This is a genomic window from Actinacidiphila paucisporea (assembly GCF_900142575.1).
Classification (GTDB): Bacteria; Actinomycetota; Actinomycetes; order Streptomycetales; family Streptomycetaceae; genus Actinacidiphila; species Actinacidiphila paucisporea.
Genome location: NZ_FRBI01000014.1, coordinates 129,817 through 151,770, shown reverse-complemented (window position 1 = coordinate 151,770; position 21,954 = coordinate 129,817). Strand labels below are relative to the sequence as shown.

Sequence of the window (21,954 nt, the reverse complement as noted above, 5' to 3'; positions counted from 1 at the left end):
ACTACCGCAGGCGGGAGGCGAGTTCGATACGGGCCACGACGCGTTTACCGCCGACGACCTGTTCGGCGTGCAGCCGGGAGCAGATGCCCGCGACGATCTCCAGCCCGTGGCCGCCGATGCGCGACGGGTCGCGAGGCATCCGTACGGGAATCGCCGTGCCGGTGTCCCAGACGGCCACGTCGAGCGCGCTGCCCGTCCAGGCGAGGTCGAGCAGGACGGGGCCGTCGGCGTGGCGTCCGGCGTTGGTGACCAGCTCGCTGACCACGAGCAGCACGTCGTCCTTCGCCTGCTCGGAGAGGATGACGGCGGTGCCCGCGAGCGCGCGCAGGAAGTCGCGGGCCTGCCCGCGGGCGACGGCGATGCTGTCGGTCGGATGGTCGTACGCGGCCCGCGAGTGGAGCAGCACGGTCGGCCCGGCGGGAGTCGGCGCGTGGAGGAAAGGACGTTCGGTCACGTGGCGCCAATCTCAGCCAGTACGACAGGGCGCGGTTCCTGCTCCACGCGTTCACCTGCCATTTTCACGGCAGATTACCGGCAGTCCGTGAGCGCAACAAGGGCTGCCGCCGCGTACGGGGTCCCCTGACCGGCCCGGCAAGGTCCGCTGCACATGCCCTGGACCTCGAGCGCGGCCGCGGCCACCCTCAGATCCGCGACCAGGCCGGCGTACGCCGCCTCGCGATCGGTGGCCCGCAGGACCGCGGACGGGTGGACGGTGGCCACGATGCCGCCCGGCGCCGGTCCCGCGCCGCCTTCCGCGGCGGGCGGCGGCAGTACGGTGCCCCGGTCCCTGGTCACCCGGAAGGACGGGCCCAGCAGCGCGCGGCCGGCGGTGGCGCCCAGTGCCACCACCAACTCGGGTCGGACGAGCCGCAGTTCGGCCGCGAGCCAGGGGCGGCACGCCGCGGTCTCGCGCAGGCTCGGCGGCTTGTGGATGCGCCGCTTGCCGCGCTCGGCAGGAGCGAACTTGAAGTGCTTGACCGCGTTGGTGACGTACGCCTTCTGGTCCCCGAGCCCGGTCATCGCCGTACTCCTGGTCGTATGGGTCGTTCACCGGCATGGTGCGCCTTTCCGGCGCTACGGGTGCGAAAGCGATCAGCCCGGGTGCCCCATCCGCTCGGCCGTGGGGCGGACGTCCCGGGGTGGCGGGCAGGCCGGCGGGGCCGCCGCACGCGCGGCGGCCCCGCCGTGTCCGGGCTCGCCTGCCGGGCAGCCGTCCGCGCAGGCGTCACCGGCGGCGGTCAGGAGCGCATGGCGTCGCGCGCCTTGTCCATCATCGCGGCGAACGGCCCGGTCAGGGCGAGCGCTGCCGGCTTGCCCGCGGCGGTGGGGTGCGGATGGGTCGGGGCGAGGTGTTCGACCTTCGACAGGCGCTCGCCCATCGTGCGGCGCTGCTCCTGGCTGCACTGGGCGACCAGCGCCGGGAATTCCTCGGCCTCCTCGTGGTCCGCGTGGTCGCTGACGGCCTGCTCGAACTCGGCGATGAGGCGCTCGAAATCCGGGCTGGACAGGTCCATGCCCTCCAACTGCTTGAGCACCTTGGTGGCTTCGGCCTCCTCGTGGTTGCGGGCCTCGGCCTCCCCTTCCCCCGCGGTCTTCTTCGCCACCGGGCGGACCACCAGCTCCTCGGCGGCCTCGTGGACGGCCAGCAGCGCGCGCAGACCGTCGAACGCCTGCTGCCGCGCCTCGCCCTGGCTGTTCTTGACCTGCGTGAACAAGTCCCTGATCCGGGCGTGCTGTTCGAGCAGCAGCGCCACGATGTCCCCTTGCGGCAGCTGTGCCGCGGCCATGCGTTCGTCCTGGGCCGTTCCCATCAGACAGGCTCCTCGGTTCGGTGCGATCCGCGCACCGGCCCCGCGTCATCCATACGGCGGTACCGACGCGCACTTCTCGCCGACCCGGGTACCCCTGCGTGCCCGGACAAACGCCCTTGGCGGCAGCAGACCGTCCGAGCAGGCCCATGCGGCCGAAATCCTCGGCCGTCCGGGCGGGCGGGTGTTTCCGACCGCCCGGGCGTGGCACCCGCAGAGCATGCCCCGAAACGAGCGCGCCGCCTGCACGCTCGCCACGGCCCGGGGCGGTGAACCGTACGCGAACCGGAAGGGCACATCGCGATGACGACCGCACGAGAGATCATGAGCGCCGGCACCGAATGCGTCGGCGCGGAGGAAGACACCCTGACTGCGGCGAAGAAGATGACCCGGTTCGAGGTCGGAGTGCTGCCCATCTGCGGCACCGACAACAAGCTCAACGGCATGCTCACCGACCGCGACATCGTCACCGAGGTCCTCGGAGCGGGCAAGGACCCCGCCACCACCAAGGCGGGAGACCTCGCCCAGGGCGAGGCCGTCACCATCGGCGCCGACGACGACGCGCAGGAGATCCTGCGCACGACGACCGCGCACAAGGTGCGCCGCTTCCCCGTCATCGACGGCCACGACCTGGTCGGCATGGTCGCCCAAGCCGACGTCGCCCGCGCACTGCCCGACCCTCCGGTGGGCGACCTCCTCCAGGCGCTGTCCACCGACTGACGGCCAACCGGCATCGAGGAAGGGAGGGTGCGACGATGGCGCCCGACGACAACCGGCCGGAGTCCGGCACCGGCGCCGCCCCGTCCGACGCCGCGGCGACCGGCCCGACAGCGGGCTACGCCCCTGGTCAGGGCCTGCCGCTGGGCGGCTACGCCACGCTCGCCGCGGTCTATGCCGCGGGCGTCGGCGGATTCGCCGTGCTGGCACGCGCTTCCGGACGGCGCCTGCCGTCCGCCCTCCCGCCGGGGGACCTGCTGCTTCTCGCGACGGCGACACACAAGGGCGCGCGCCTGCTGACCAAGGACAAGATCACCAGCTTCGTGCGGGCGCCCTTCACCCGGCGCAAGGAAGCCACCAGCGCGAGCGAGGTGATGGACGAGCCGCGCGGGCACGGGCTGCGATTGGCCACGGGCGAGCTGCTGGCCTGCCCGTTCTGCATGTCGGCCTGGGTGGGCGGCGCCCTCTTCTGCGGATACGTCGCCGCTCCCCGTGCCACCCGGCTGGTGGCGGCCGCCCTGAGCGCGGTGACGGTCGCCGACTGGCTGCAGTACGCCTGGAGCCTCACCCAGCAGCAGGCCGAGGGCTGAACCGACTGCGGGCGGGACTGCGGGGACGACCGCAGGCCGGCTCGTCGTCGCACACCGCCGCCACGCCTGCGCGCCGGCCGCCGCCACCCGTGGCGAGTCGCTGCGCCGACCGCGTGAAAGGGCCCGCGAGCTGGGTTTGCGGGAGGGCATTCCGGACAAATGTGATGCGTGCTTCGGACCGGAGGCACGCACCGCAGCGTGGAACGGCTCGCCCCGTTCCCCGCGGTCCGCCCCGGCCGCCGGCGTCCGGGCCGCTGCGCTGCACGAGCCCGCACGTGAAAGAGCCCTCATGCGCGACGACGAAGGACGCCAGGTCCCGGTGCGACCGGGGGAGCGGCAGCATGACGTGCCGGCCGAGTCCGACGAGCTCTTCCAGCGGATGCTGGCGGCCCGGCGCAAGAGCGAGCGGGACGCCTGCAGGGAGCGCCTGATCATCGTGTGGATGCCGATGGCCAGGCGGCTCGCCGGGCGCTACCGCAGCCGCGGGGAGACGCTGGAGGACCTCCAGCAGGTCGCCGCGGTGGGCCTGATCAAAGCTGTCGACCGGTTCGACCCCACGCGCGGGCACGCTTTCGCCTCGTACGCGGTCCCCACCATCGACGGGGAGATCAAGCGGCACTTCCGCGACCACCTGTGGAGCGTGCACGTGCCGCGCAGCGTGCAGGAACTGCGCAACCGGGTCCGCACCGCGTGCCAGGAACTGGACGGCGGCCATGCCGCGTCCAGGCCGTCGGTCGCCGACGTGGTCGCGCGCACCGGGCTGTCCGTGGACGAGGTGAGGGCCGGTCTCGCCGCACTGGACAGCTACGCGGCGCTCTCGCTCGACGCGGCGCTGGAGGCCGACAGCGCGGACGCCTTCCTCGGCCACCGGATAGGCGTGCTGGACCCCGCCTTCGACCGCGTGGTGGACCGGGAGGCGGTCAAGCCGACCCTGCGCGCCCTCCCGCTGCGGGAGCGGACCATCCTGTTCCTGCGGTTCTTCAACGACATGAAGCAGGCCGAGATCGCCGCGGTCCTCGGGATCTCCCAGATGCACGTGTCGCGCCTGCTCAACAACGTCTGCGCGCAGCTGCGGGCGGTGGCCCTGGAGGAACACGCCGCCGGCTGAGAAAGCCGGCGGCGATGCCGTACATCCGCACCGGGTCAGGCGGTCAGCATGCGGAGCACTGCCTCCTCGACCGCCCCCTGGGTCGCGGGCTCCCCGAAGCCGGCGTCCTCGCCGAGGGCGTCCAGCGAGGCGCTGACGGTGACACCCTGCTCGAACAGCTCCACGACCCTGGGGTTGACGTAGGAGGCCCGGCAGACCGCCGGGGTGTTGCCGAGGTAGTGCGCCACCTCGCGGACGGCGCGGCCGACCCCCCGGCGGCGGGTGGCGGGCCGACCGCCGGGGGTGGCCCGCCGTGTCCAGACAGCGGAAGCCCTTGCCGTGACGGCGGCGGGTCAGCCCGGGCCGTGTGGGGTCGCTGGAACTCAGCCGCATGGCCGGTTCCTTCCGCGCGGTGTCAGGGACCTGTTACCGGGTGCCCCTCACCCGCCGCTGTTGTAAGCGTCGGGACCGAGCAGGTGATCCAGACCGGCCGCTTCGAAGATCCGCACCGCCACCGGCGGGACGACGACCGACAGGGCGACACCGCGGCCGCGCGCGGCCGCGTAGGCGGCGGTCACGGCGCGCAGCGCCGCCGTGGTGACGATCGGGTCGTGCAGCCGCACCACGATCTCGGGCACGTCGCACATCTCCACGTGCGTGAGCAGGGTCCGGGAGACCGCGTCGCAGTCCATCAGGTCGACGATGCCGCCGACCTCTACGGTGACGCGCGCGTCCTCCCGGTAGGCCAGTACGTCCGGCAAGGGCATGGCGGCGGTCCGTTCTGCACGTTCACAGGGGGAATCGGCCGCTTCCTGACCGCTTCTCACGCTAGCAGCGCCGTTCCCGGCGCGCGACGGCGTCCCCCGACCGTCTCACGGACTTCTCGCGCCCTCGCCGCCCGCCCCCGGCGGCCGTGGCGCCGCCCCGCAGCCGGTGAGGCAGGTATACCCCCCGAGCGCCACCCGGAGGCGGCGCTCGGGTGGTGAGCAAAACCCAAGGTGTAAAGCCAACTGTTCCGGGGACCCGCACCACGAGTCGTCGGGAACACGGCGACGCTCGCCCTGGTAGAAGAATCCGCGTGACCGAGCCGCCGTGCCCGACCAGGGTCTTGGACACTTCTCCCCAGGTGGAGGCTCTTCGATGACCAATGACACCTCCTTGCCGTGGCGTCGCGCCGCGGTGACCGGCGGAGCCGGCTTCCTCGGCTCGCACCTGTGCGAGCGCCTGCTGGATTCCGGAGTCGGAGTCGACTGCGCCGACAACCTGCTGTCCGGCTCCCGGGGAAACGTCGCCCACCTCGAAGCCCGGCCCGGTTTCCGCTTCCTGGAGTGCGACCTGTCCGACCCGCGCAGCACGCAGGTGCTGGACGGGCCGTACGACCTGGTCCTGCACTTCGCCTGTCCCGCCTCGCCGGTCGACTACCTGAGCCACCCGCTGGAGACCCTGGACGTGGGGAGCGCCGGCACCAGGCACGCGCTGGAGGTCGCCGGCCGGGACGGCGCGCGCTTCCTGCTGGCCTCCACCTCCGAGGTGTACGGCGACCCCCTGGTGCATCCGCAGCGGGAGGACTACTGGGGGAACGTCAACCCGGTGGGCCCGCGGAGCGTCTACGACGAGTCCAAGCGGTTCGCCGAGGCGCTGGTGACGGCGCACGCGGGCACCCTGGGCACCAACGCGGGCATCGTCCGGCTGTTCAACAGCTACGGGCCGCGCATGCGGGCGCACGACGGCCGGGCGGTCCCCACCTTCATCTGCCAGGCCCTGGCCGGCGAGCCGCTCACGGTCGCCGGCGACGGCAGCCAGACCCGCTCCCTGTGCTACGTGGACGACACCGTGGACGGCGTCCTGACCGTGGCCGCGACCCGCTCGCTGCGCCCGGTCAACATCGGCGGCACCGACGAGGTCACCGTCGCGGACATCGCCCGGCAGATCGTCGAGCTGACCGGCTCGCACTCGGAGCTGACGTTCGTCGAGCGCCCGGTCGACGACCCGGAGCGGCGACGGCCCGACACCACGCTGGCACGCGAACTCCTCGGGTGGCAGCCGCACGTGCCGTGGGCGGAGGGCATCAAGCGCACGATCGCCTACTTCGCCGCCCGTGACGACCAGCGTGAGGCCGAGCCGGCCGTACGCGTATAGGGGGAGCACCATGCGAGTCCTGGGAATCAACGCCCTCTTCCACGACCCGGCCGCGGCCCTGGTCATCGACGGGCGGGTCGTCGCCGCGGCGGAGGAGGAACGGTTCAGCCGTCGCAAGCACGGCAAGCGGCCGCTGCCCTTCTCCGCGTGGGAGCTGCCGGAACTGTCGGCCCGCTGGTGCCTGGAGCACGCCGGACTGCGCGCCGCCGACCTCGACGCCGTCGCCTACTCCTACGACCACCGCCTCGCCCGGCCGGCCGCCGACATGGGCCTGCACGACCCGTTCGACCCGATGCGGCAGGACTACGCCAGGCAAGCCGCGGGCTTCCTCGCCGAGGCCCTGCCCGGCCTGGACCCCGGCAAGGTCTGCTTCGTCCCGCACCACGTGGCCCACGCCGCCTCCGCGGGACCCGCCTCCCCGTACCCCGACTGCGCGGTCCTTGTGCTCGACGGGCGCGGCGAGTGCGCCTCGCACCTGGCCGGCCGCTACACCGATCGCGAACTGGAGGTGCTGCACAGCCAGCAGCTACCCGACTCGCTCGGCCTGTTCTACGAGGACCTCACGCAGCACCTCGGCTTCCTGCGCAGCAGCGACGAGTTCAAGGTGATGGCACTGGCCTCGTACGGCACGCCGCGCTTCGTCGACCGCCTGCGCCCGTACGTCGCCGCGGACGGCGCCGGCGGCTTCCGGGCCCGGCCGGTCCCGTGGGCCGAACTCGCGCCTCCCCGGTCCCCCGGCGCGCAGTGGGAGCCGGTGCACGCCGACCTCGCCGCGAGCGCCCAGGCGTGCCTGGAGGAGGTCGTCGTCGACCTCGCCCGGTGGCTGCACGAGCAGACCGGGCAGCCGGCCCTGACCATGGCCGGCGGTGTCGCGCTGAACTGCGTGGCCAACACCAGGCTCCACCGGGAGACGCCCTTCGAGCACATCTGGGTGCAGCCCGCCGCCGGGGACGCCGGAACGGCGCTGGGCGCCGCCCTGCACGTCGCCCGCACGCGGGGCCCCGTGAAGCCCATGCCCACCGCCGCGCTGGGCAGGGGCTGGAGCGACGAGGAGCTCCGCCGCCGGCTGGAGGAGGCGCAGCTGCCGTACGAGGAGCCCGCCGACATCGCGGAGACGGTCGCGCAGGAACTGGCCGGCGACGGCATCGTGGCCTGGTTCCAGGGGCGGAGCGAGTACGGCCCCCGGGCGCTCGGGCACCGGTCGCTGCTGGCCCACCCCGGGCGGGCGGAGAACCTGGAGCGCCTCAACGCCGTCAAGGGCCGGGAGGAATTCCGGCCCGTCGCCCCGATGGTCCTCGGCGAGCGGGCGGCCGAGATCTTCGACGGCCCGCTGCCGAGCCCGTACATGCTCTTCGTCCACGGGGTGCGGGACGGCTGGCGCGACCGCATACCCGCCGTCGTCCACGTGGACGGCACCGCCCGGGTGCAGACCGTGGAGCCCGGCGAGGAGCCGCTGGTCGCCCGGATGCTCACCGCCTTCGAACGGCACACAGGCCTGCCGGTGGTCGTCAACACCAGCCTCAACACCGCGGGACGGCCGATGGTCGACGACCCCAGGGACGCGCTTGAGTGCTTCGGCTCCGCGCCCGTCGACCTGCTGGCCCTCGGACCCTTCGCGGTCCGCCGTTCGAAGGCGTTCTCATGACGGCGCCCGAGGAATACACCGTGGTGATCCCCACCCTCGGCCGCCCGTGCCTGGCCGACTGCCTGCGGGCGCTGGACGCGACCCGCGGGCCCCGTCCCGCCCAGGTGGTGGTCGTCGCCGACCTGCCGGAGGCCGAGGGGCTGCCGCTCGACGGCGCGGGGCGGCTGCTGGACCGCCTCGTCCTGGTCAGCACCGGCGGCCGCGGCCCCGCCGCCGCCCGCAACGCGGGCGCCCGCACGGCGGAAACCCCCTGGGTGGTGTTCCTGGACGACGACGTCCGGGTCGAGCCCGACTGGGCCGAGCGGCTGGCCGAGGACCTGGCCGCCGCCGCCCCGACGACCGGCGGTGTCCAGGGACGGCTGCGGGTGCCGCTGCCCGGCGACCGGCCCGCCACCGACTGGGAACGCGGCACCGCGGGCCTGGAGCAGGCCGCGTGGGCCACCGCCGACATGGCCTACCGCACCGAGGCGCTGCGCAAGGTGGGCGGATTCGACGAGCGCTTCCCGCGCGCCTTCCGGGAGGACGCGGACCTGGCCCTGCGGGTGCTGGACGCCGGCTGGGCGCTCGAACGCGGTGAACGCGTCACCGTGCACCCGGTGCGCCCCACCGACCGGTGGGTCTCCGTACGCGTCCAGCGCGGCAACGCGGACGACGCGCTGATGAGCCGCGTGCACGGCCCCGGCTGGTGGTCCCGGGCCCACGCCCCCCGCGGCAGGCTGCCCCGGCACCTGGCCGTCACGGCGGCCGCACTGGCCGTGCCCGTCCTGGCGGCCGCCGGCCGGCGCGGCGCCGCCGTGACCGCGGCGGCCCTGTGGGCCGCGGGGACGGCGGAGTTCGCGTGGGCCAGGATCGCCCCGGGACCGCGCACCCGGCAGGAGGTGACGGCCATGGTGTCGACCAGCATGCTGATCCCGCCGCTGGCGGTACGCCACTGGCTCGCCGGCACCGTGCGCCACCGCAGGGCCACCGCGTGGACGGGCGCCACGTGACCGCCCCCTCGACCGCGCAGGGCGGTCCGTGGGAGGCCGTGCTGTTCGACCGCGACGGCACCCTCGTCGAGGACGTTCCGTACAACGGCGACCCCGACCGGGTGCGGCCCATGCCCGGGGCCGCGGAGGCGGTCGCACTGGTGCGGGCGGCGGGCATCGCGACCGGGGTGGTCAGCAACCAGTCCGGCATAGGCCGCGGGCTGCTCACCGCCGACCAGGTCCACCGGGTCAACGAGCGCGTCGACGCGCTGCTCGGGCCCTTCGGCACCTGGGCCGTCTGCCCGCACGCACCGCAGGACGGCTGCCCCTGCCGCAAACCCCGCCCCGGCCTGGTCCGGCAGGCGGCGCGGGCGCTCGGGGCGCGGCCCGCCGGGTGCGTGCTGATCGGCGACATCGGCGCCGACCTCGGCGCGGCCCGCGCGGCCGGCGCCCACGGCGTGATCGTCCCGACCCCGGTCACCCGCCCCGAGGAGTACGCGGACGAGCCCGACGCCGCCCCCGACCTGGTCACCGCGGTCCGCCGGCTGCTGGCCGCACCCGTCCCCGAGCCCGGGAGGCGGTTCCGATGAGAGCGCTGGTCGTACGGCTGGACAGCTTCGGCGACGTCCTGCTGGCCGGCCCCGCCGTCCGCGCGGTGGCCGAGCACGCCGACCACGTCACGCTGCTGTGCGGTACCCAGGGAGAGCCCGCCGCCCGGCTGCTGCCGGACGTCGACGACGTCCTGGTGTGGGCCGCGCCCTGGGAGGGCGTCAGCCCGCCGAGCGTGGAGGAGGCGAGCGTGGACGCGATGGTCGGGCGGCTGCGCGCCGGTTGCTACGGCGCGGCGCTCATCCTCACCTCCTTCCACCAGAGCCCGCTGCCCGCCGCCCTGATGCTGCGTATGGCGGGGGTCGACCGGATCGGCGCCGAGAGCGTCGACCACCCGGGACGGCTGCTGGACGTGCGGCACCAGCGCAGGGAGGGGCGCCACGAGTGCGAGGCGGCGCTCGACACGGCCGCCGCCATGGGGTTCACCCCCAACCAGTGGGACGACGGGCGGCTGCGCGTGGTGCCCGTACCCGACACCGCGCCGCTGACGGGCAACGGCCCCTACGTCGTCGTCCACCCCGGTGCCAGCGCGCCCGCCCGGGCCTGGGACCCCGCCCTCTGCGCCGAAACCGTCCAGCGGCTGGCCGACGAGGGGTACCGCGTCGTGGTCACCGGCAGCGCGGGGGAGAGGTCGCTCACCCGCCAGGTGAGCGGCTCCGTCGCGCTGGACCTCGGCGGGCGCACCGACGCCCGGACGCTGGCCGGGGTGCTGCGCTTCGCCGACGCCGCGGTGTGCGGCAACACCGGCCCCGCCCATCTCGCGGCCGCCGTCGGCACCCCCGTCGTGTCGCTCTTCGCCCCCGTCGTACCGGCCGAGCGGTGGCGCCCCTACGGCGTGCCGACGGTCCTCCTCGGCGACCAGCAGGCGCCGTGCGCCGACACCCGGGCGAGGCACTGCCCGGTACCCGGCCACCCCTGCCTCTCGCAGGTCACCCCGGACGACGTCCTGCGAGCCGTCCGCAAACTCATCGAGGAGGCCGCGTGAACATCCTTGTCTGGCACGTGCACGGCTCCTGGCTCACGTCGTTCGTCCAGGGCCGCCCGCACAGCTACCTGGTCCCGGTCACCCCCGACCGCGGTCCCGACGGGCTCGGGCGGGCCCGGACCTGGGACTGGCCCGCCTCCGTACGCGAGGTCCCGCCGCAGGAGCTGCGTACCGCGGACATCGATCTGATGGTCCTCCAGCGCCCCCACGAGCTGGAACTGGCCCGGCAGTGGACCGGCCGACGGCCCGGCGCCGACGTGCCGGCCGTCTACGTCGAGCACAACTGCCCCGACGGCACCGCCGTCGGCACCCGGCACCCGCTGGCCGACCGGGACGACATCCCGGTGGTCCACGTCACCCACTTCAACCGCCTGGTGTGGGACAGCGGCCGGGCGCCCACCACCGTCATCGAGCACGGGCTGCCCGACCCGGGGCGGCTGTGGACCGGCGAGGAGCCGCGCGCCGCGGTCGTCGTCAACGACCCGGTGCGCCGGGGCAGGACCACCGGCACCGACCTGCTGCCCGGCTTCGCGGCCGTCGCGCCGCTCAGCGTGTTCGGGATGCGGACCGAAGGCCTCGCCGACCACCTCGGCCTCCCCGCGGACCGGTGCCGTACCCAGGACCTCCCGCAGGACAGGCTGCACCGCGAGATGGCCCGCTGCCGCCTCTACCTGCACCCCGTGCGCTGGACGTCGCTGGGCCTGTCGCTGCTGGAGGCGATGCTGCTCGGGATGCCGGTGGTGGCGCTGGACACCACGGAAGCGCGCGAGGCCGTCCCCGACGGCGCGGGAGTGGTCTCCAACCGGCCGGACGTGCTGCACAAGGCGGTACGCGACCTGCTGTCCGACCCCGGGCACGCACGGCGGACGGGTGAGGGGGCCAGGGCCGCCGCGCTCTCCCGGTACGGGCTGCGGCGCTTCCTGGACGACTGGGAACTGCTGATGAAAGAGGTCAAGCGATGAACGGCTACCCCTCCGCACGCCGGCACGTGGCGATGATCTCCGAGCACGCCAGCCCGCTGGCCGCGCTCGGCAGCACCGACGCCGGCGGCCAGAACGTCTACGTCGCCCAGTTGGCCGCCGGGCTCGTCAGATCCGGGCACACCGTGACCGTCTACACCCGGCGCGACGATCCGGAACTCCCCGAACGGGTCGGCACAGCCGAGGGGTTCACCGTCGTCCACGTGCCCGCCGGGCCGCCGGAACCCGTGCCCAAGGACGAACTCCTGCCGTTCATGGCGGAGTTCGGCGAGTTCCTGGACCGGGAGTGGGAGCGGCGGCCACCGGACGCCGCGCACGCCCACTTCTGGATGTCCGGAGTGGCGGCCCTCGCCGGAGCCCGCCGCCACGGCATCCCCGTCGTGCAGACGTACCACGCGCTGGGCAGCGTGAAGCGGCGCCATCAGGGCGCCGCCGACACCAGCCCCGCCGGCCGCGTCGACATCGAGACGGCGATCGGCCGGGAGTGCCGCCGCGTGCTGGCCACCTGCGCCGACGAGGTCGCGGAACTGGTCGCCATGGGGGTGCCGCGGGAGAGCATCCGGGTGGTGCCCTGCGGCGTCGACACCGACGAGTTCGCCCCGAACGGCGGACCGCGCGGCGAACGGCGCCCGCGCCAACTCCTGGCGGTCGGCCGGCTGGTCCCCCGCAAGGGCTTCGACCGGGCGATCCGCGCCCTGGCCGGCCTCCCCGACACGGAACTGCGGATCGCCGGCGGCCCCCCGGCCGACCTGCTGCACGCCGAACCGGAGGCGGAGCGGCTGCGCAAGCTGGCGGCCGACCGGGGCGTCGCCGACCGGGTACGGCTCCTCGGCGGCGTGCCGCACCACGACATGCCCGCCCTGATGTCGGAAGCCGACCTGGTGCTGTCCACCCCGGCCTACGAGCCCTTCGGCATCGTCCCGATCGAGGCGATGGCCTGCGGCACGCCCGTGGTGGCCACCGCCGTGGGCGGCCAGCTCGACACCGTGGCGGACGGCCGCACCGGTGTGCTGATCCCGCCCGTGCCGGACGGCGACGACGAGGTCACGCTGGCCAAGGTGGTCGGCGAACTGCTGGACGACCCCGAGCGGCTGCGCGGCTGGGGCGCGGCCGGCCGTGAGCGGGTCCTCGCCCGCTACACCTGGACGCGGGTGACGGAGGAGGTCGCCCGGGTCTACCAGGAGGTCGCCCCCGCGTCCGACCGGATTTCCCGAGCGTCAGGAGCAGACCGATGACCACTGCGACCGACCTGCGGCACTGCGACGACCTGATGACGGCCCTCGCCGAATTCCGCTCCTCCTGCGAGGCGGTCGAGCGGTGGGGCAAGGCGCTGGCGCACCGGCTCGGCGACGGCGCCCGGCTGCTGGTGGCCGGCAACGGCGGGAGCGCCGCCCAGGCCCAGCACCTGACCGCCGAACTCGTCGGCCGCTACCGCGACGACCGGCCGCCGTTCTCCGCCATCGCCCTGCACGCCGACACCTCGTCGACCACGGCCATCGCCAACGACTACGGCGTCTCCGAGGTCTTCGCACGGCAGACCCGGGCGCACGGGCGGCACGGCGACATCCTCATGCTGCTGTCGACCAGCGGCGCCAGTGCCAACCTGCTGGAGGCGGCCGACGCGGCGCGGAGCATCGGCATGCGCGTCTGGGCGCTCACCGGCGGGGCGCCCAACCCGCTCGCCGCGGCGGCCGACGAGACGCTGTGCGTCGCCGCGCGGTCCACCGCGACCGTGCAGGAACTCCACCTGGTCGCCGTGCACATGATCTGCGAGGCGTTCGACCGGGCGATCCAGGAGCGGTACAGCCGCGCCGACGGGAAGGCACAGCCCTCGGCGGCGGAAGGGGGCGGCAGGTGAGCACCCCCGTGGTGGTCGTCGGGGACGCCCTGCTCGACCACGACCTCACCGGCCGGGCCGAGCGGCTCGCCCCCGACGCCCCGGTACCGGTGGTCAGCGGCCTGCACCGCGGCACCCGCCCGGGGGGAGCCGCGCTCGCGGCGTGGTTCGCCGCGGCCGACGGCCGCGAGGTGACACTCGTGACGGCGCTCGGCGACGATCCGGCCTCCCGGTCGCTGCGCGACCTGCTGGCCCCGCGGATGCGGCTGATCGAGCTCCCCCTGGACGGCTGGCTGTCCCGCAAGACCCGCGTCCTGGCCGGCGGCCACCCCCTGCTCCGCCTGGACGAGGGCGACGGACGGGCCGCGGGCAGCACGCCGGAGGCCCTGCGGGCCGTCGCCGCCGCCCCCGCCCTCCTCGTCTCCGACTACGGGCGCGGCACCCCGGACACGCTCCGCGAAGCCCTGGCCGAGGCCGCCCTCGCCCGCCCGATGGTGTGGGACCCGCACCCCCGGGGCGGCGCCCCGGTGCCCAGCGTCCGGCTGGTCACCCCGTCGGCGTCCGAGGCCCGCGCCCTGGCCCCCGCCCCGCCGCCCCGGCAAGGGGACCACCACACCCTGCGTACCGCCGCGCGGGACGCACGGGCACTCGTACGGCACTGGGACGCCAGATCCGTGGCGGTCACGCTCGGCGAGCGGGGCGCGCTCCTGTCGCACGGCGCTGAGGCCATGCTCGTCCCGGCCCCGACCCGCGCCGCCGGCGACCCCTGCGGCGCCGGGGACCGGTTCGCCGCCGCGGCCGCCGGGCTGCTCGCCGACGGCGAGCTGGCGGAGTCCGCCGTCCAGGGCGCCGTCCGCGCGGCGACGGAATACGTGGCCGCGGGCGGTGCGGGCGCCCTGACCTTCGCCGGTACGGCCGAGGGCGGCCGCGAGACGGCGGGCCGAGACGGTGGGTCCGCCCCGCAGGCCGCGGCCGCCCTGGCGGCGGACGTCCGCGCAGCCGGCGGCACGGTGGTGGCCGCGGGCGGCTGCTTCGACCTGCTGCACGCCGGGCACGTCGCCCTGCTGCAGGCGGCCCGCAGCGCCGGCGACTGCCTGATCGTGTGCGTCAACTCCGACGCGTCCGTGCGGCGCCGCAAGGGCGACACCCGGCCTCTCGTCCCGGCCGCCGACCGGGTCAGGGTCCTCCAGGCCCTGGAGTGCGTCGACGCCGTCGCGGTGTTCGAGGAGGACACCCCCGAACGGCTACTGGCGGCCCTGCGGCCCCACATCTGGGCCAAGGGCGCCGACTACGCCCGCTCGGACCTGCCGGAGAGCGCCCTGCTGGAGACATGGGGCGGCCAAGTGCTGCTGCTGCCCTACCTCGACGGACGTTCCACGACCGCCCTGGCGGCACGAGCATCCGGCGCCGAGCGGCCCCCGGCCAGGACGGAGCCCGCGAGGTGACGGGGCGCCAGGAGCGCGGCGGCGCCCAGCGCCGGCCCGGGTCCTCCGCGTCGGGCCCGGCGGGGGGCGAGTCGGGTGCGCGCGGGCGCGGGGCGCTGCGGGACGCGGGCGGCGGCGCCCAGCGTCGGCGCGGGGCCTCCGCGTCGGGCCCGGCGGGGAGCGAGGCGGGTGCGTACGGGCGCGGAGCGCTGCGGGACGCGGGCGGTGGTGCGGCCCGGTGGCGGTCGCCGGCCGGGGAGGAAACCGTCGCCGGGCGGCCCCGCGTGCTCGTCCTGCGCGCGCTCGGCCTCGGCGACCTGCTCGCCGGAGTCCCGGCCCTGCGCGCCCTGCGCCGGCACTTCACCGGCCACGACATCGTCCTCGCCGCGCCGGAAGGGCTGCGGGCGGCCGTCGCGGCGACGGAGACCGTGACGGACCTGCTGCCGACGACCGCGCCCGGCCGGGCCGTACCGTCGCTCGCGCACTGGACCGGCCGGCCGCCCGAGGTGGCGGTGGACCTGCACGGCAACGGCCCGGAGAGCCACCGGGCACTCGCCGAGCTCCAGCCGGAGCGGCTGCTGTCGTTCGCCGGCGCCGCGGCGTCCGCCGGGCCGGGACCGGTGTGGCGCGCCGACGAGCACGAGCGGCTGCGCTGGTGCCGCTTCCTGGCGGCCTACGGCATCGCCGCCGACCCCGGGGACCTGCGCCTCGGGCCCCCGCAGGTGCGCTCACCCCGGCCGGGAGCCGTCGTCGTCCACCCCGGGGCGAACGCCCCGGCCCGCCGGTGGCCCGCGAGGCGCTACGCCGAGGTGATCAGGACCCTCCTCGCCGAGGGCCACCGCGTGGTGGTCAGCGGCGGACCCGGCGACGGCGAGCAGGTCGGCGAAGTCGTGCGGCTGGCCGGCCTCGGCGCCCGGGAGGTCGTGTACGGACTGCCCTTCGCGGACTTCTCCGCGCTGGTCGCACACGCGGTGGTCTTCCTCAGCGCCGACACGGGCCCCGCCCACCTCGCCGTCGCCCACGGCACCCCCTCGGTGACCCTCTTCGGACCCGTGGCGCCGAGCCTGTGGGGACCGCCGCCGGACCCGCGGCACACCGTCCTGTGGGAAGCGGGACCACCGGGTGAACCCAACGGCGGGAGCGTCGACCCGTGCCTGCTGGCGATCCGGCCCGACGAGGTCGCCCGGGCCGTCCTGGCGCTCGCCGGGAGCGCACCCGTCACGAGCGAGGCGTGCCGTGCGGGATGAACCGGCGCCGCCCACCCCCGGTCGGGTCTCCGTCGCCGTGATCACCCGCGACCGCCGGGACAGCCTGGCCAGGACCCTCGACCGGTTGGCCACGCTGCCCGAGCGCCCGCCCGTCCTCGTGGTCGACAACGGGTCGCGGGACGGTACGGAATCCATGGTGCGGGCGCACCCGGTGGGCGCGACCCTGCTCAGCCCGGGCCGCAACCTCGGCGCGCTCGGCCGCAACCTCGCCGTGCGCCACGCGGCCACCCCCTACGTCGCCTTCAGCGACGACGACTCGTGGTGGGCCCCCGGCGCACTGGCCACGGCGGCGGCGCTGCTCGACCGCCACCGCGGGCTCGGCCTGCTGGCCGCCCGCACCCTGGTCGGCCCCGAGCAGCGCGAGGACCCGCTCAACGGGCAGCTCGCCGCGTCGCCGCTGCCGCCCGCGCCCGGCTGTCCCGGCCGCCGGGTGCTCGGCTTCCTCGGCTGCGCCTGCGTGGTGCGCCGCAGCGCGTTCCTCGACGCGGGCGGCTACCACCCACTGCTCTTCTTCGGCGCCGAGGAGACGCTCCTCGCCTACGACCTGGCGGCCCGCGGCTGGGACGCCTGCTACGCACCCGAGGTCGTCGCCCACCACCACCCGGCCACCGGCGGGCGGGCCGGGCGCTCACCGCTGGTGCGGCGCAACGCGCTGCTCACGACGTGGCTCCGGCGCCCGCTGACAGTGGCCGCGCGGCACACCTCCCGGCTGGCGGCCGACGCGGTCCGCGGGGAACCCGGGGCCGCGGCCGCGCTGCGCGCCGCGCTCGTGCGCCTGCCGGCGGCCGTGCGGCAGCGCCGCGTCCTGCCCGACCGGGTCGAGGCGTGCGCCCGCCTGCTGGACCGACCGGCCGGTCACCTGACCCCCGCGACCGAGGAAGGCGTATGAGCGAGAAACGTGTCACGGTGGTCGTCATCACCCACAACAGGTACGCCGAACTCCTGCACACCCTCGGCCGGATCACCGACCTGCCGGAGAGTCCGCGGACCGTCGTCACGGACAACGCGTCCACGGACGACACCGCCGCGGCCGTCAGCGCGCGCTTCCCTGACGTCCTGCTGCTGCGTCCCGGCCGCAACCTCGGGGCTCTCGGGCGCAACCTGGCCGTACGCCATGTCACCACGCCCTACGTGGCCTTCTGCGACGACGACACCTGGTGGGAGCCGGGGTCGCTGCGGCACGCCGCGGACCTGCTCGACGAGCGGCCGGGACTGGCCGCGGTCAACGCGCGGATCGTCGTCGAGCCCTCCGGCGAGGAGGACCCCGTCGTCGCCGAACTGCGGGAGTCGCCGCTGACCGGCCCGTCCTGGCTGCCAGGACCGGCCATCGGCTCCTTCCTCGCGGCGGCGACCGTCATGCGCACCGACGCCTTCCGCTCCGTGGGCGGATTCCATCCCGGGCTGTGGCTCGGCGGCGAGGAGGAACTCCTGGCCACCGACCTGCTCAGCGACGGGTGGTGGCTGAGCTACGTACCCGACCTGACCATCCACCACGCCGCCTCGACGGTCCGCGACAGCACCGGCCGGCGGGTCACCGGACTGCGCAACACGCTGTGGTTCACCTGGCTGCGCCGCCCCCTGATCCCCGCCGCCCGCCGCACCGCGGAGCTGATGCGGACGGTTCCGCGCGACCTGCCCTCGGCACGCGCCCTCGGCCAGGCGGCAGCCGGCCTGCCCTGGGTCCTGAAGCAGCGGCGCCCGGTCTCGGCCGAGGTGGAGGCCCAACTGGCCGCACTGGAAAGGGCCCGGCGTACGTCGTCGGCCCGCAGATACGTGGGATAGCGGACCTGCCGGCGGCCGACGCGGGACGTACGGCCCGCCGGCCGGACCGGACAGGGGGCGCCGCGGTGGCGTGGCCGCGCCGCCCTTGCGCCACCCGGTGGCGCTGATGGGGTTGGTCGTCGTGGCCGGAGGTGAGCGGGTGAAACGCGGTCGTCCCGATGGCCGGGACGAGCCGGGCAGCGGCTCGCCCGGAGCCGCTGACCAGCGGCTGTTGGTCCAGGTCACACCGACGCGATGAACTCGCCGGACGCGGGCTCGGTGCCCGCGCGGCTGTGCCAGGCGTGCGTGAACCTCCTGGACATCACCGGCGCGTCCGTCTCGCTGATTTCACCGAAGGCCGCACCGTGACGGAGACCGCACGTGACGTCGTGTCCCGGAGGCTGAGTTTCGATGACTGGCGCTCGACGTCGGGGCCGTGAGACTGAGGAGGGTGCGGCGTGAACCGGATGCGGTAGGTCGCGGACGCCTTCGTGGACGTCACCGACACCTTCGGGACGGACACCGACCCGCTGACGCTGGCCGGCCGGCTGGTCGACCACTGCGTCCGGCTGACGTCCGCGAGCGCGGCGGGGCTGATGCTCGTCGACGCACGCGACCGGCTGCGGCCGCTGGTCGCCTCCGACCGGCCCACGGAAGCGCTGCTGGCCCTCGAACTGGACGCGGAGGCGGCCCCGGACCTGGACTGCCGGCACTCCGGTACGCCGGTGGTGGCCGCGCCGCTCGACGGGTTCGCCGAGAGGTGGCCGCGGTTCACCGCCGCGGCTGCGGACAGGGGCTTCCGCGCCGTGTACGCGGCGCCCGTGAGGGTGGGCGGCCACCCCGTCGGCGTCCTGAGCCTGCTCGGGGCGGGGCCGGACGCGCCGAGCGCCGACGAGATGGAATTGATCTCGGCGCTCGCGGCGGTGGCCCTGGGCTCGATGATGCGCTGGCGAGCTGAGCCGGCCCGCCCCTCCGACATCCTCACCCGCGTGCAGTCGGTGATCTCCGCCAAGGCGGCGGTGGAGACGGCCGTGGGCATGCTGGCGGCCACCGGCCGTACGACCGTCGGCGAAGCCGCCCGGGAGCTGGAGCGCTACTGCCGGCACGAGGGTTTCCGCGCCGCCGCGGTCGCCCGGTGGCTGCTGGACGGCACGGTCACCCCCGAATCGGTCCTCGCAGCCGCCCGGCAGCTGCGCGGCCCCGCCACCTGATCGTCAGCGGCGGGGGTCCGCCTCGGCGGCGGCCGCCAGGAGGCTGCATCATGCCCCCGGCCGCGCGCCGCGCGCCGTGAGCCGGCGGGCACGGGCCGGTGCCGTGGGGGATATCTCCGCTGACCGCTGTTGTTGCGCGCTGCCCGGCATGCAACAGTGGAAGTGACGCCTACCGCTTCTCTTCTCGCGCTGCGGCCGAGTGGTCGGCGGCGCTGGAGTTGGTCCCCCGGATCTGGAGCCTGTGGTCCCCAGTGCGATGTCGATCGCGACGCCGAAGAGCGGGTGGACCGGCTTACCGAGGGGAGCACCATGGGCGACGCACCGGGTCGGGGGACCCCGGATCTGACCGCGCTCCTGCTGACGACGAAGAGCCTCGAAGGATTCCTCACCGCGCTGGCGGAGGCCGCGATGGCTCTCGCGCCCCACAGCGCGGGGTGCGCCATCACGCTGGAGCGGCGGGGCCGCCCGCTGACGGTGGCCAGTGTCGGAGCCAGAGCACTGGAGCTGGACGAGAGGCAGTACGGCCAGGACGACGGCCCCTGCCTGGAGGCCCTGCGGACCGGCCACGAGGTCTCCGTACCCGACATGCTCGACGAGGGGCGCTGGGGAAGCTATCCCGCGTACGCGGTGGCCATGGGCACCCACTCCTCGATGTCCTTCCCGATCGCACCGCGCACCCACACCGCGGGCGCGCTGAATCTCTACGCCGACAGGGTGCGCGGCTTCGCCGACGCCGACCTGCCCGCCCTGCGCTCGGTCGCCTCCCAGGCGACCGGGGCGATCGCCCTCGCGCAGCGCGTCGCGGACATCGAGGGCTTCAACGGGGAGCTGCAGGACGCGCTGCGGTCGCGGGCGGTCATCGACCAGGCGATGGGCGTGATCATGGCGCAGCAGCGATGCACGCACCAGGAGGCGTTCGACATCCTCCGCTCCGCCTCGCAGCACCGCAACATCAAGATCCGCGACCTGTGCGCCGAACTCATCAGCCGCTTCGGAGAGCCGTCCGATCCCCCCGACCTGCCGCCCCGCACCTGACGCCGGCGCGCCCGCGCAGCGGCCCCGTACCGCGGGAAGCTGCCTGCCCCCCTCAGCGCAGGAGCGCGTCCAGGAAGGGGCTGGACAGCACCCGGTGGGGGTCGAGCCGGTCGAGGATCGCGACCGCCTCGTCCCAGCCGGGGCCGCCCCCCGCGCGCTGGCTGTCGGGGATGGCGCCGCCGAGGACGTCCGGGTCGGCCCAGGCGGCGGTGTCGGTGTAGGCCCAGCCCTTGGACCACTCCACGCGGACCGTCGCCCGGTCCCCGTCCAGGGTCAGCAGGAACTGCTCGATGTCGCGGTAGAAGCGGTGCAGGGCGGGGGTGGTGGGCAGCGAGAGGATGTCGATCCACACGGCGGTGTCGACGTCCGGCCGGTCGGGGCGCGGCCGCAGGGCGGACAGCTGCGGGGGCCGGGCGCCGGGGACCGCGCACACGGACGGGTCCTCCAGGCCGGTCACCCGGATCTCCACCTGACCGTTGACCGGGTACTCGCCGCGGGCCGCGTACTGCGCGAGCAGCGTGCGGTAGAAGTCGGCGAACCGGCTGACCACCCACTGCACATCGGCGCGGCGGGTGATGACCGCGTACCCGTTGGCGGTCTCGCGCAGGGTGGTGGGCCGCACGTACTCCAGCAGGTTGCGGGACGCCCCCCACAGGTCCGAGCGCAGCCCGTCCGCGAGCAGGTGGGTGAGCACGTCACCGGTCAGCACATCCCGCACGGCGGAGCCCGACAGCAGGACGTCGGTGATGTCGCCGGTCAGCGCGACCTTGGCCAGCAGGTACTGCACCTGCCCGAAGAGCGGCGCGCTCGCCCAGGCCCCGGAGACCAGGCTCCCGGCCAGCCGGGCCACCGGCTCCGGGATGGAGTCCGAGAAGGGGTAGTTGTACGGCCCGGTGACCGCGCGGGCGGCGAGCGGCCTGGCCGGGGTGACGCTCCAGGTCTTCAGCCAGGGGCTGTCGGTGAAGGCGAACCAGATCGCCTCCACCCGGCCGGTGCTGTCCACGAAGCCGGCCAGGGTCCGCGTACCGGCCGGGGCACCGGGGGCAGCGAACAGCTCGGTGGCGGGGATGTCCAGATAGGACCGGCAGCGCAGGTTGACGTCGGTGCCCACGCGCAGGACCGCCTCGATGACGAGGGCGCGGCCGAGGTGGGTGAGCAGCGCCGCGCAGTCGGGCTCGGCTCGGCCGACGGTCCGCAGGACGTAGCGGCCGGCGCCGCCGTCCCAGACGACCGCGGTCAGCTCGGTGACCAGGTTGCTCAGCGAGCCGAAGCCCTGCCCGGGGGCCGGGCTCTCGCCGACGGCGGGGGCGGCCGTGCCGTGCGCGCCGATGGCGAGCGCGCCGCCGACCGAGAGGTCGCCGGGCGCCGGCGCGGCGATGACCCCGTAGCCGCCGGCGCCGGCGAAGGCGAGCACTGCCTCCAGCGAGGCGCCGGCCTGGACCCGCACCGCGGCCGACCCGTCGGCGGCCTGCTGCTCCAGTGACATCGCGGTGAGGCGGGCGGTGGTGTCCAGCAGGACGACCTGGGCCGCGGCGGGCGTGCCGTCGGCCACCGTGAGCGGTGCCCACCCGTGCCGATGGCCCTGCGCGCGTGCCGTCCACCCGGCACCGTAGGCCCAGTTGACGACGTCCAGCACCTCCTGGGGGCTGCGCGGCGCGCAGGTCCACAGCTGGTCGGTGCGGATCTCGCCGGCCCAGTTCTCGTAGACGCGCTGGTAGACGTCGAGCCCGGCCGGGAAACCGGGCGGCGGTCCCGAGGCCGCGTAGGCGCTGCCCGGCCGCACCAGGCCGCGCAGCAGCCAGACCGCGCCGCCCGCCGCGGCCGACGAGGCGAGCAGCCTGCGCCGCGACAGCCCGCCGGCCTGGTCCGAAAGGTCGTCAGCCACTTCCG

At 75.3% G+C, this 21,954-nt stretch carries 21 protein-coding genes and 2 pseudogenes; 17 read left to right on the top strand and 6 right to left on the bottom strand.

Translation table 11 applies throughout. The annotated features are described in order from the left end of the window. Position 1 precedes the first annotated feature (1 nt). The 3 genes and pseudogenes from BUE44_RS21490 to BUE44_RS21480 form a co-directional block, all read right to left on the bottom strand. Entirely contained in the window at positions 2–454 is a 453-nt protein-coding gene (locus BUE44_RS21490; protein WP_079189931.1) for an ATP-binding protein, read from the bottom strand. Positions 455–621: 167 nt separating this feature from the next. Continuing rightward, positions 622–1,014, bottom strand: a pseudogene (locus tag BUE44_RS21485) (uracil-DNA glycosylase family protein); the annotation flags it as partial. Positions 1,015–1,238: 224 nt separating this feature from the next. Then, positions 1,239–1,811, bottom strand: coding sequence for a hemerythrin domain-containing protein (locus BUE44_RS21480; protein WP_073500597.1), 573 nt, complete (start codon positions 1,809–1,811; stop codon positions 1,239–1,241). A 300-nt stretch (positions 1,812–2,111) separates the two neighbouring features. On the opposite strand from BUE44_RS21480, the gene BUE44_RS21475 reads away from it, so the two are divergent. The 3 genes from BUE44_RS21475 (at position 2,112) to BUE44_RS21465 (ending at position 4,223) form a co-directional block, all read left to right on the top strand. Then, positions 2,112–2,528 (top strand): CBS domain-containing protein, encoded by a 417-nt coding sequence (locus tag BUE44_RS21475; RefSeq protein WP_073500596.1) that lies wholly within the window; start codon positions 2,112–2,114, stop codon positions 2,526–2,528. 35 nt (positions 2,529–2,563) lie between these two features. Then, on the top strand, positions 2,564–3,115 hold the full coding sequence (locus BUE44_RS21470) for a DUF1360 domain-containing protein (protein ID WP_079189929.1): 552 nt from the start codon (positions 2,564–2,566) through the stop codon (positions 3,113–3,115). A gap of 289 nt (positions 3,116–3,404) precedes the next feature. After that, a complete protein-coding gene (locus BUE44_RS21465) occupies positions 3,405–4,223 on the top strand; it encodes a SigB/SigF/SigG family RNA polymerase sigma factor (protein WP_073500595.1) in 819 nt (272 codons plus the stop codon). 35 nt (positions 4,224–4,258) lie between these two features. Here BUE44_RS21465 and BUE44_RS21460 read toward each other — a convergent pair. Continuing rightward, a pseudogene (locus BUE44_RS21460) lies at positions 4,259–4,483 on the bottom strand (DNA topoisomerase IB); the annotation flags it as partial. 159 nt (positions 4,484–4,642) lie between these two features. Then, positions 4,643–4,969, bottom strand: coding sequence for a hypothetical protein (locus BUE44_RS21455; RefSeq protein ID WP_073500594.1), 327 nt, complete (start codon positions 4,967–4,969; stop codon positions 4,643–4,645). Between the two features lie 373 nt (positions 4,970–5,342). Between BUE44_RS21455 and BUE44_RS21450 the strand changes: the two genes are divergently transcribed. From BUE44_RS21450 to BUE44_RS21385, 14 genes are all read left to right on the top strand, one after another. Beyond that, entirely contained in the window at positions 5,343–6,341 is a 999-nt protein-coding gene (locus tag BUE44_RS21450) for an NAD-dependent epimerase/dehydratase family protein (protein WP_073500593.1), read from the top strand. A 10-nt stretch (positions 6,342–6,351) separates the two neighbouring features. Then, positions 6,352–7,986: a carbamoyltransferase family protein gene (locus BUE44_RS21445; RefSeq protein ID WP_073500592.1), complete on the top strand. Its 1,635-nt coding sequence runs from the start codon at positions 6,352–6,354 to the stop codon at positions 7,984–7,986. Further along, positions 7,983–8,975 carry a glycosyltransferase family 2 protein gene (locus BUE44_RS21440; protein ID WP_073500591.1) on the top strand — a complete coding sequence of 331 codons (993 nt, stop codon included), beginning with the start codon at positions 7,983–7,985 and terminating at the stop codon, positions 8,973–8,975. The genes BUE44_RS21445 and BUE44_RS21440 overlap by 4 nt, the downstream gene beginning before the upstream one ends. Next, complete coding sequence (locus BUE44_RS21435) at positions 8,972–9,544, top strand: D-glycero-alpha-D-manno-heptose-1,7-bisphosphate 7-phosphatase (protein WP_073500590.1); 573 nt, start codon at positions 8,972–8,974, stop codon at positions 9,542–9,544. The genes BUE44_RS21440 and BUE44_RS21435 overlap by 4 nt, the downstream gene beginning before the upstream one ends. After that, positions 9,541–10,548, top strand: coding sequence for a glycosyltransferase family 9 protein (locus BUE44_RS21430; RefSeq protein ID WP_073500589.1), 1,008 nt, complete (start codon positions 9,541–9,543; stop codon positions 10,546–10,548). Before BUE44_RS21435 ends, BUE44_RS21430 begins: the two co-directional genes overlap by 4 nt. Next, on the top strand, positions 10,545–11,510 hold the full coding sequence (locus BUE44_RS21425; protein ID WP_073500588.1) for a glycosyltransferase: 966 nt from the start codon (positions 10,545–10,547) through the stop codon (positions 11,508–11,510). Before BUE44_RS21430 ends, BUE44_RS21425 begins: the two co-directional genes overlap by 4 nt. Then, on the top strand, positions 11,507–12,763 hold the full coding sequence (locus tag BUE44_RS21420; RefSeq protein ID WP_073500587.1) for a glycosyltransferase: 1,257 nt from the start codon (positions 11,507–11,509) through the stop codon (positions 12,761–12,763). The genes BUE44_RS21425 and BUE44_RS21420 overlap by 4 nt, the downstream gene beginning before the upstream one ends. Continuing rightward, a complete protein-coding gene (locus BUE44_RS21415) occupies positions 12,760–13,386 on the top strand; it encodes a D-sedoheptulose-7-phosphate isomerase (RefSeq protein WP_073500586.1) in 627 nt (208 codons plus the stop codon). The genes BUE44_RS21420 and BUE44_RS21415 overlap by 4 nt, the downstream gene beginning before the upstream one ends. Further along, complete coding sequence (gene rfaE2, locus BUE44_RS21410; protein WP_073500585.1) at positions 13,383–14,810, top strand: D-glycero-beta-D-manno-heptose 1-phosphate adenylyltransferase; 1,428 nt, start codon at positions 13,383–13,385, stop codon at positions 14,808–14,810. The genes BUE44_RS21415 and rfaE2 overlap by 4 nt, the downstream gene beginning before the upstream one ends. Continuing rightward, positions 14,807–16,036 carry a glycosyltransferase family 9 protein gene (locus BUE44_RS21405; RefSeq protein ID WP_407640041.1) on the top strand — a complete coding sequence of 410 codons (1,230 nt, stop codon included), beginning with the start codon at positions 14,807–14,809 and terminating at the stop codon, positions 16,034–16,036. The genes rfaE2 and BUE44_RS21405 overlap by 4 nt, the downstream gene beginning before the upstream one ends. Further along, positions 16,026–16,946 carry a glycosyltransferase family 2 protein gene (locus BUE44_RS21400; RefSeq protein ID WP_073500583.1) on the top strand — a complete coding sequence of 307 codons (921 nt, stop codon included), beginning with the start codon at positions 16,026–16,028 and terminating at the stop codon, positions 16,944–16,946. Before BUE44_RS21405 ends, BUE44_RS21400 begins: the two co-directional genes overlap by 11 nt. Next, entirely contained in the window at positions 16,943–17,839 is an 897-nt protein-coding gene (locus BUE44_RS21395; protein ID WP_073500582.1) for a glycosyltransferase family 2 protein, read from the top strand. Before BUE44_RS21400 ends, BUE44_RS21395 begins: the two co-directional genes overlap by 4 nt. Before the next feature lie 470 nt (positions 17,840–18,309). After that, a complete protein-coding gene (locus BUE44_RS21390) occupies positions 18,310–19,029 on the top strand; it encodes a GAF domain-containing protein (RefSeq protein ID WP_073500581.1) in 720 nt (239 codons plus the stop codon). A 309-nt stretch (positions 19,030–19,338) separates the two neighbouring features. After that, positions 19,339–20,064: a GAF and ANTAR domain-containing protein gene (locus tag BUE44_RS21385; RefSeq protein ID WP_073500580.1), complete on the top strand. Its 726-nt coding sequence runs from the start codon at positions 19,339–19,341 to the stop codon at positions 20,062–20,064. A gap of 52 nt (positions 20,065–20,116) precedes the next feature. Here BUE44_RS21385 and BUE44_RS21380 read toward each other — a convergent pair whose 3' ends face one another. After that, a complete protein-coding gene (locus BUE44_RS21380) occupies positions 20,117–21,949 on the bottom strand; it encodes a cholesterol oxidase substrate-binding domain-containing protein (RefSeq protein WP_322940452.1) in 1,833 nt (610 codons plus the stop codon). Positions 21,950–21,954: the final 5 nt, after the last annotated feature.